Source organism: bacterium, assembly GCA_026414725.1.
In the GTDB taxonomy this organism is placed as follows: domain Bacteria; phylum Ratteibacteria; class UBA8468; order B48-G9; family JAFGKM01; genus JAAYXZ01.
Genome location: JAOAIL010000017.1, coordinates 19,690 through 28,883, shown reverse-complemented (window position 1 = coordinate 28,883; position 9,194 = coordinate 19,690). Strand labels below are relative to the sequence as shown.

The 9,194-nt window shown below is 37.7% G+C and carries 9 protein-coding genes; 3 read left to right on the top strand and 6 right to left on the bottom strand.

Annotation, left to right across the window (positions count from 1 at the left end):
- From N3D17_06330 to uvrA, 3 genes are all read left to right on the top strand, one after another.
- Window positions 1-260: hypothetical protein (locus tag N3D17_06330; GenBank protein ID MCX8082991.1), on the top strand; the 260-nt coding region annotated here is incomplete at its 5' end.
- A complete protein-coding gene (locus N3D17_06325) occupies window positions 257-808 on the top strand; it encodes a type II secretion system GspH family protein (protein MCX8082990.1) in 552 nt (183 codons plus the stop codon). The genes N3D17_06330 and N3D17_06325, both read left to right, overlap by 4 nt.
- A gap of 193 nt (window positions 809-1,001) precedes the next feature.
- Window positions 1,002-3,773 carry an excinuclease ABC subunit UvrA gene (gene uvrA, locus N3D17_06320; GenBank protein MCX8082989.1) on the top strand — a complete coding sequence of 924 codons (2,772 nt, stop codon included), beginning with the start codon at window positions 1,002-1,004 and terminating at the stop codon, window positions 3,771-3,773.
- Window positions 3,774-3,788: 15 nt separating this feature from the next.
- Here uvrA and thiL read toward each other — a convergent pair whose 3' ends face one another.
- The 6 genes from thiL to accC all read right to left on the bottom strand — a co-directional run bounded on the left by thiL (window position 3,789) and on the right by accC (window position 9,193).
- A complete protein-coding gene (gene thiL, locus N3D17_06315; GenBank protein MCX8082988.1) occupies window positions 3,789-4,700 on the bottom strand; it encodes a thiamine-phosphate kinase in 912 nt (303 codons plus the stop codon).
- Window positions 4,701-4,751: 51 nt separating this feature from the next.
- Window positions 4,752-6,017: a Glu/Leu/Phe/Val dehydrogenase gene (locus tag N3D17_06310; protein MCX8082987.1), complete on the bottom strand. Its 1,266-nt coding sequence runs from the start codon at window positions 6,015-6,017 to the stop codon at window positions 4,752-4,754.
- A 134-nt stretch (window positions 6,018-6,151) separates the two neighbouring features.
- A complete protein-coding gene (locus N3D17_06305) occupies window positions 6,152-6,814 on the bottom strand; it encodes a type I 3-dehydroquinate dehydratase (GenBank protein ID MCX8082986.1) in 663 nt (220 codons plus the stop codon).
- A complete protein-coding gene (locus N3D17_06300; GenBank protein ID MCX8082985.1) occupies window positions 6,811-7,464 on the bottom strand; it encodes a histidinol phosphate phosphatase domain-containing protein in 654 nt (217 codons plus the stop codon). The genes N3D17_06305 and N3D17_06300 overlap by 4 nt, the downstream gene beginning before the upstream one ends.
- Window positions 7,461-7,826, bottom strand: a complete 366-nt coding sequence (locus N3D17_06295) for an Asp23/Gls24 family envelope stress response protein (protein ID MCX8082984.1) — start codon at window positions 7,824-7,826, stop codon at window positions 7,461-7,463. Before N3D17_06295 ends, N3D17_06300 begins: the two co-directional genes overlap by 4 nt.
- Window positions 7,826-9,193, bottom strand: a complete 1,368-nt coding sequence (gene accC / locus N3D17_06290; protein ID MCX8082983.1) for an acetyl-CoA carboxylase biotin carboxylase subunit — start codon at window positions 9,191-9,193, stop codon at window positions 7,826-7,828. Before accC ends, N3D17_06295 begins: the two co-directional genes overlap by 1 nt.
- Window position 9,194 lies beyond the last annotated feature (1 nt).

Sequence of the window (9,194 nt, the reverse complement as noted above, 5' to 3'; positions counted from 1 at the left end):
CTCCTACTACAATTTATAAAGGACCTGACGAAATAAACGCCATAGTAGACGGGAAGGACTGGACACCTCCAGAGATGCAGAATAAATATATAGTAAGACGGTATGACTTCTGGTATGACGGAAGCAATAACTTTCTTTCAGATTGTACAGCCCCTGACAGTGCAATGATGCACAGGATAGACATTTATGTATTAAAAAAGAAAGATAAGTCAATTATAGCAAGAGATTCTGTTATAGTTTCAAGGGATGGAATTCAATGAATAGAAAGGGATTTACACTGGTAGAACTGTTAGTTGCGATGGCGATAATGGTTGTTGCATTTGGGCTTGTAACATTTCTTTATACAAAAGCAGCAAGAATAAGGAAAGTAGTAGTGGTTACCAGTGAAATCCAGCAGATGCTTTCTCAAATAGTAAACACACTTACGTATGGAAATAAAACAAATTGGGGAATGTTATATTCAACAGGGTTGGATTCAACAACTCAGTATGATACCTTTATTGTTTTAAGAAAAGGCGCAGATACGATGACAGTAAAAATAGATTCTGCTGGAAATATAACGATGAACTCAATGGTTTTAAATATAGGGGAGAAAGTCATAATAGATGTCTCTTATCCAGTGAGATTTGAATATTTTGATAGATATGGAAATAAATTTAACACTCCTGTATCTCCATCTGATAGTAATAAAATTTCCTTTATAAAGATTGTTCTCTGGGCAAAATCCACAGACCCTGTGATGAAATTTGCAGACCCGGTTCCTCTCGTAACAGGTGTAAGGTTAAGAGGTAAGACATCCTTTGAGTAAATCCACCCATAGTGCTATCCCTTACTGTATCTTTTTTAATCTTAAGAATCTCTAAATCAGCAATATCCTGTTTTCTTTTAGAACTCTTTTAAGTTTTATCACCCCCCTTTTATCCTTTCCCCTGATGGGAGAGGATAATGATTTAACAATAGATAGTAAAACTTCATTAAAAAAGGTATAATAAAAGATTACGATGGAACCCAAATTCATCAGTGTAAAAGGAGCGAGAGAACATAACCTGAAGAACATAGACATTGATATCCCGAGAAACCAGTTGGTTGTCATAACAGGTATCTCGGGTTCAGGAAAGTCCTCTCTTGCTTTTGATACCCTATATGCAGAAGGGCAGAGAAGATACATAGAAAGTTTGTCCGCATATGCAAGGCAGTTCCTCGAGCAGATGAAAAAGCCGGATGTGGACCATATCACAGGACTCCCACCAGCAATTGCTATTGAACAGAGGAAATCCGCATCTAATCCCCGCTCAACTGTAGCCACTACCACAGAGATATATGACTACCTACGACTTTTGTTTGCAAGGATAGGGATTCCACACTGTCCTGAATGTGGGGGGGTTATATCAAGAATATCATCTACAGAGATTATTGACAGGATTATTGAAGGAAAGAATAAAGGAGAGATAAAAATACTTGCACCTTTAGTAAGAGGAAGAAAGGGTGAGTATAAAAGTATTCTTGACCAGATAAGAAAAAGTGGATTTTTAATGGTCAGGGTGGATGGCAATTATTATGATGTGGATGAGGAGATAAAACTTGCAAAGTATAAGATACATAATATAGATGTCCTCATTGACACATTTATTCCTGTGGAAGAGACGAAAGAAAGGATAGCAGAGGCAGTAGAGATGGCATTAAAGGTAGGCAAAGGACTTCTTATCTTAGAGGAAAAAGGTAAAGATACACTTTACAGTGAACTCTTTGCCTGTCCTGACTGTAACAGGGGATTTGAGGAATTAACCCCCCGTATGTTTTCTTTTAATAGTCCTTATGGCGCCTGTCCTGAATGTAAAGGTCTGGGATTTTTGATGAAGGTGGACCCTGAACTGGTGATACCTGACAAGATGAGGACTTTTAAGGAAGGTGCTATTAAACCATGGCAGGAAGCAGGTGGCAGGGGACTATTCTTTTATTACAGAGGGATCCTGAGAGATATACTGTATGAGATGGGTAGAAGTTTAAATGATAGACCATGTGACCTTTCAAAAGAAGAAATAAATATCCTCCTGTATGGGTCTGACAGGTATGGATTTGAAGGTGTTATACCAAACCTTGAACGGCTTTTCCATCAGACAGAAAGTCAGCACAGAAAAGAAGAGATAATGAAATATATAAGGGAGGTAAAATGTCCTTTGTGTAATGGTGCACGGTTGAAAAAAGAGTCGCTTGCGGTAAAAGTAAAAGAGAAATCCATTATGGATATTACATCTATGAGTATTAAAGAAGCAAAAAGATTCTTTGAGAACATTGAACTGAACGAAAAAGAAAGGACTATAGCAAAACAGATATTAAAAGAGATTATAAGTCGCCTTTCATTTATGGAAGAGGTTGGACTTGACTACCTTACACTCGACAGGATGACACATACACTTTCAGGTGGTGAGGCAGAAAGGACAAAACTCGCAACACAGATTGGTTCAGGACTTGTAGGAGTACTTTATATACTTGATGAACCAACCATAGGACTCCATCAGAGGGATAATATTAAGTTGATAAATACCCTTAAACAATTAAGAGATGCAGGAAATACTGTAGTGGTAGTAGAACACGATGAGCAGACAATAAGGAGTGCGGATTATGTGATTGATCTGGGACCCGGAGCAGGAAAGCATGGAGGAAAAGTGGTTGCAGCAGGACCCCCTGTCTCTATTATGGAAAATAATGCCTCGCTAACTGGAATATACCTCTCTGGTAAAAGAAACATCCCTGTACCTAAACAAAGAAGGAAAGGGAACGGTAGATACCTTCAGATTATTGGGGCAAAACATAACAACCTTAAAAATATAAATATAAAAATCCCTTTAGGAATGTTTATATGTATAACAGGGGTCTCTGGTTCAGGTAAAAGCAGTATGGTAGAAGATGTCCTTTATAAAGGGATAAAAAAGATTCTTTATGGTTCTAAGGAAGAACCAGGAGAACATGATGCTATCTTTGGGATTGAAGAGATAAATAAGGTCATCATTATTGACCAATCACCTATAGGAAGAACACCGAGGTCAAACCCTGCAACATATACAAATGCATTTACATATATAAGACAACTTTTTGCAAATACAGAGGAAGCCAGAATACGGGGATATAAACAGGGAAGGTTCAGTTTTAATGTTAAAGGTGGCAGGTGTGAAGCATGCATGGGAGAAGGGATTAAAAAGATAGAGATGCATTTCCTTCCAGATGTATTTATCCCCTGTGATGTGTGTAAAGGAAATAGATACAACAGAGAGACATTAGAGGTTCTTTACAAAGGGAAAAATATAGCAGATGTACTTGCGATGAAGATAGAGGATGCTCTTGAATTCTTTGAGAAGGTTGCTCCACTGAAAGAGAAACTCCAGACACTTTATGATGTGGGACTTGGATACATAGAATTAGGACAGCCAGCAACAACACTCTCTGGAGGTGAAGCACAGAGAGTAAAATTAGCAGCGGAACTATGTAGAAAAGGGAATGAAAGGACTCTATATATACTGGATGAACCTACTGTTGGACTTCACATTGCAGATATAGAAAAACTATTAAAGGTGCTGAATGACCTTGTAGACAGAGGGTCAACAGTCCTCGTAATAGAACATAACCTTGATGTTATAAAGTGTGCTGACTATATTGTAGACCTTGGTCCAGAAGGTGGAGATAAAGGTGGATATATTGTAGCAGAAGGGACACCAGAACAGATAGTGAGGAGTAAAAAATCATATACAGGTACTTTTCTGAAAAACCTGCTTTAGTTTATATCTTTCTCTTTAGAAATGAGAATACCCTGAAGGATTTACATCAATTATTTTGCCACTAATAGATATACCTTTATATTTTTTTTCTTTTGTAATTTCACCTATACAGGAGAGAGAAACTGAATCTATTCTGGATGGAATCTTTTTTCTGTATTTTTCAGGTACAGTAAATAAAAGTTCATAGTCCTCTCCATCATTCAGTGCGTGCTGTATGGCTTCTTCTCTGTTTTTACTTATCCTTAATGCATCTTTTGACACAGGGAGTTTGTCCATATATATCTTAAATCCAGTACCACTTGCCTTTACAAGTCGTGTAAGGTCTGTTGAAAGTCCATCAGATATGTCCATCATAGCACTTACAGGACATCTCTTTATAATTTCTCTCGCTTCTTTTATCCGTGGTATAAAATTAAGATGTTTACCGAGATAGCTACCACCGAGTGAACCTGTTACAAATATAAGGTCACCTGGTTTTGCTCCACTTCTAAGTTTAAGGTTTTTTCTCTCTATTCTGCCTATCATAGATACATCTATGAATAATCTATCTGACCTTGTAAGATTACCACCCACTATATCAAACTGGAATCGGTCTGCCATATAATTCAATCCCATAATAATCTGTATTATCTCTTTACGTGTAATATTGTCTGGCAGTCCTACACAAACAAGAGCATATAGAGGAATACCTCCCATCGCTGCTATATCACTTAAGTTAACAGAAATTGCTTTTCTGGCAATAAGAGATAAAGATGTTTTATCTATGGAAAAATGGACATTTTCAACCACACAGTCAGTGGTTAAAAGTAAGTACTCTTTACTGTTATAAGAAATCACTGCTGTATCATCACCTGGACCAATTATTACATTTCTCTGTCTGGGGTGTAAACGTCTTTTTATAAACTCAATAATCTCATCTTCTTTCATCAATATATAATAATAGGATCTAAATAATAAGTCAAAATGTCTTATTTTACACTATACCCAGCCCCTCATCTTCATTGCATCCACAACCCTGCTGACAGCCACCACATAAGCAGCCTGTCGCATATTTATATTATACTTTTTAGCAGCAGTTAACACTGAGTGATATGCTTGAGACATCTTATCAGAAAGTCGGGTATGGACATCTTCTTCACTCCAGTAATACATTGTAAAGTTCTGCACCATCTCAAAGTAGGATACAGTAACACCTCCTGCATTTGCAAGGAAATCAGGTATTACATGGATACCTTTTTTATAAAGTATATCATCAGCATCAGGGGTTGTAGGACCATTTGCAAGTTCCACTACTATTTTTGCTTTAATGCTTGAGGCATTTTTCGCAGTAATGACATTTTCAAGAGCAGCAGGTATCAAAATATCCACATCCAGTTCTAAAAGTTCCTCACTGGTTATCTTCTTCACACCTGGGAGATTAACAACTGATGACTTTCTACTCTTATATTCCTGTGCCTCATCAGGGTCAATACCATCTTTGTTAAATATACCCCCCTGACTGTCACTTACAGCAATCACCTTTGAGCCAAAAAGTTCCTTTGCGAGTTTTGCCGCATAATAACCAGCATTACCATATCCCTGTATGGCTATAGTAGCATATCCGAGGTCTATCCCAAGTTCTCTGGCTGCTTCTCTAAGTGCATAAAGTCCACCCCTCGCTGTAGCATCTCCTCTTCCTGGAGAACCACCTAAAATTAGTGGTTTTCCTGTAACAACACCAAACTGATTCTTCTGTGCAATTCTGGAATACTCATCCATCATCCATGCCATAATCTGGGGGTTGGTATATACATCCGGCGCTGGAACATCCTCTTCTGGACCTATGTATTTCCAGATTCTTTCTATATATAGACGGCTGAGTCGTTCAAGTTCACCTTCTGACATCTCTTTCGGATTACAGATTACTCCACCTTTCCCACCACCTAAAGGAAGTCCCATAAGTGAACACTTCCATGTCATCCATGCAGCAAGTGCTCTTACTGTATCTACTGTTTCATCAGGATGAAACCGTATTCCCCCTTTGGTAGGTCCTAATGCATTATTATACTGAACCCTGAAACCATGAAATACCTTGACTTTGCCGTTGTCCATTTTTACAGGAAGAGAGACATGAATTTCCCGCATAGGTGAGCGAAGTATGTTATAGATATCTTCACTAAGGTTTAAAATTCTCGCACAGTCCGCTAATTGTTCCTGAACAATTGAAAAAGTATTATATACATCCACTTTATGCTCCGCACCCATTTTATACCTCCTTATAAAAATAAAAAACCCACTCAGGCATACCATTGCCTTCTGTGGGCTTCCTTGCCTTATTCTCCAAACTTCTTTGTTTTATATAGATAGCACCTTTGCTATCTTTTTTATTTTATCACTACTTATATCTTTAAGTCAAAAATCTCTTTATAAGAAATCTGTCCTGGAGCTGTCTTGGCAGTAAAGGAGATATATGTGAATAAAGAACCAAGATATAAGGGAATAAGCCGCTCAATAAAAGAGACCCCCATAGGCATTATAACCAGAGGGAATTTCTTAGAATATTTGTGTGTAAAGGATAAAAGGTCAAAAAGTTCATCAGAACCGTTAACTTTTGTGGCTATTTTTATAATATCCGGTTTTAATTTCCTACCTTCCGCATATATATTTTCCAGTTTGTTATAAACCGGTGTCTTTAAAAAATTGTGATATGAGACAATAACCTTTTTGTCTCTGTCTCTTGCTTCTTTTATAACCTCTTTGACTATACTGCTTTTTATCTCTATATCCACACAGTCAACATAATTCAATATTTTTTTATATATTTCAATCCGCTTTTGTTCGGTTATTTTCATCCGATAGTTTTGATACTCCTTATACCACCTTACAGTTCCTATCTTTTTTGCTGATGTTTTCAGAGAAATCCATTCTTCCAGAGCATCCTCTGAATACTTTGTAAGAAACTCATCTATTCTGAACTCACACCATCCACATTTTTTTAGGACGTTCTTTACCTCTCTTCTATCTTCATCTCCTACCAGAACCAGTACAAGTTTATCTTTCATCTTATCAATAACCTTTCAGTAATAGCCAAACTATTATTAAAAACTTTTTCCACATCCTCCTCTTTTATACCTGCAGAGATAAGCAGTATCCTGGCAAGTGCATCATCTATAAGATTTTCAGGTGAGTGTGTGTCTGTGTTAAGTACAATAGGGAACCCATATTTATACCATAACCGGGCGATATGTCCATTGGAAAAACTGTGTCCATATCTTGCAGAAATTTCAAGTACTATCCTTCTTTCTGCAGCAAATTCAGCATCTTCTTCTTTAAGAACTCCAGGGTGTGCGAGTATATCTACACCTGACTCAATTGCTGCGCGATTTGTTCCTTCCAGTACCGGTTCCACCACTGTCTCACCGTGAACTACTATAAGTTTTGCTCCTGCATCTCTTGCAAGGTGCACAAGCTCCGGTATTCTGGAAGGATGTACATGTGTTATTTCTACACCCGGAATAACCTTTATCTTCATACTTGTATTTATGGAATCAGCAACTTTTATAAGAGAAGTAATAACATTTTCATAGTTTGAAAAATCAATATGGTCTGTTATACCGAGTATTTTATACCCCTTTTCTTCTGCCCTACGTGCAAGTTCTGAGGGTAGGAGGTCTCCATCACTTAAAAGAGAGTGTGTATGAAGGTCTATCATTTTTGTTCTTCCTCCTTGCTTTCTTGCTTTGAGAAATGGACACCGTGGACTATAACATCAACGTTGCCAACTTTAAGGCCTGATATTCTTTCTACCTCTTCCTTTATTGCCTTCTGTATCTGGTATGTAACCTCAGGTATGTTTACACCATAATCCACAACAACCCTGAGTTCAAAATTTACCTCATCTTCTCCTATCACAACCTTTATACCAACATCAGATGTCCTTTTTATCCACTGGACTATACCACCCATAATACTCGTAAAAATTCTGTGTACCCCTGGGACCTTTCTTGCTGCTATTGCTGCAATTGAAGCGAGAACTTCATTATCCACCTTTACCTTTCCGTATTTTTCCTCCATTATGCCTCCTCTTTTTTTAACTGTTCTGTCTCAGAGGCAAGAAAACTTTCTAACCACTTTGTAGTATATCTTCCACTTAAAAACACAGGATGTTCAAATATCTTTTTATAAAGTGGTACTGTTGTCTTAATCCCTTCTATTTGTATCTCTTCTAATGCCCTCTGCATCCGTTCAATCGCTTCTGCTCTGTTCATTCCATAGGCAATGAGTTTCAGTATTAAACTGTCATAATAGGGTGGTACTGTATATCCCTCATATATATGTGTATCCACCCTTATCCCTGGACCACCCGGAAGTATAAGTTTTGTTATTTTACCGGGAGAAGGCATAAAATTATTTAAGGGGTCTTCAGCATTAATTCTACACTCAATCGCATGCCCTTTTATAGCAATATCCTTCTGGGAAAATGGCAGTTTATCTCCGCGAGCAACAAGAATCTGATGTTTCACAAGGTCTATGCCTGAAACAATCTCTGTTACAGGATGTTCTACCTGAATTCTCGTATTCATCTCAATAAAATAAGGATTACTATGAGAATCAACTAAAAACTCTATTGTACCTGTACTCTGGTATCCTATATTTTTTGCCAATCTATATGCATATTTATACAGGTGTCTTCTGAGTTTTTCATCTACAAAGGGAGAAGGACTCTCCTCTATAAGTTTCTGATGCCTTCTCTGTATAGAGCAATCCCTCTCTGGAAAGACAACTATGTTTCCTCTTCTGTCACCAATCAACTGGATTTCTATATGTCTCGGTCTCTCAAGAAACTTTTCTACATATAAAGCCCCTTCTCCAAATGCCGCTTTTGCCTCTTCCTGACAGGTAGTCCAATTCTTAATAAACTCTTCCGCATTATTAACCCTTCTCATACCTCTGCCACCACCACCAGCACTTGCTTTTATAATCACAGGAAAACCTATTTTCCTCGCATGAGCGAGTGCTTCTTTCAATACACTCTCTTCATATCCTGGTATTACAGGAACTTTACAACTTTTCGCTGTCTTCCTTGCGAGTGCTTTATCTCCCATTAACTGGATATTCCTTGAAGTGGGACCAATAAATGTAATACCTGATGCCTCGCATATCTCAACAAACTGGATATTTTCTGACAGAAAACCATATCCTGGATGTACTGCCTGTGATTTTGTAATCTCAATGGCACCTATGATAGAGGGGATATTTAAATAACTTTCTGAAGCAGGTGCTGGTCCTAAACATATCTTCTCATCAGCAAGTTGAACAGGAAGTGAACTTCTATCTGCTTCCGAAAAACCAATAACTGAAGATAATCCAAGCTCTTTACAACTCCTGATTACTCTTAAAGCAATCTCTCCCCTGTTAGCCACAAATACCTTTTTAAACATT

Coding starts and splice junctions, on each gene's coding strand:
- N3D17_06325 (MCX8082990.1), top strand. CDS start 257: ATGAATAGAAAGGGATTTACACTGGTAGAACTGTTAGTTGCGATGGCG.
- uvrA (MCX8082989.1), top strand. CDS start 1,002: ATGGAACCCAAATTCATCAGTGTAAAAGGAGCGAGAGAACATAACCTG.
- thiL (MCX8082988.1), bottom strand. CDS start 4,700: ATGAAAGAAGATGAGATTATTGAGTTTATAAAAAGACGTTTACACCCC.
- N3D17_06310 (MCX8082987.1), bottom strand. CDS start 6,017: ATGGGTGCGGAGCATAAAGTGGATGTATATAATACTTTTTCAATTGTT.
- N3D17_06305 (MCX8082986.1), bottom strand. CDS start 6,814: ATGAAAGATAAACTTGTACTGGTTCTGGTAGGAGATGAAGATAGAAGA.
- N3D17_06300 (MCX8082985.1), bottom strand. CDS start 7,464: ATGATAGACCTTCATACACACTCTCTTTTAAGTGATGGAGACCTCCTA.
- N3D17_06295 (MCX8082984.1), bottom strand. CDS start 7,826: ATGGAGGAAAAATACGGAAAGGTAAAGGTGGATAATGAAGTTCTCGCT.
- accC (MCX8082983.1), bottom strand. CDS start 9,193: ATGTTTAAAAAGGTATTTGTGGCTAACAGGGGAGAGATTGCTTTAAGA.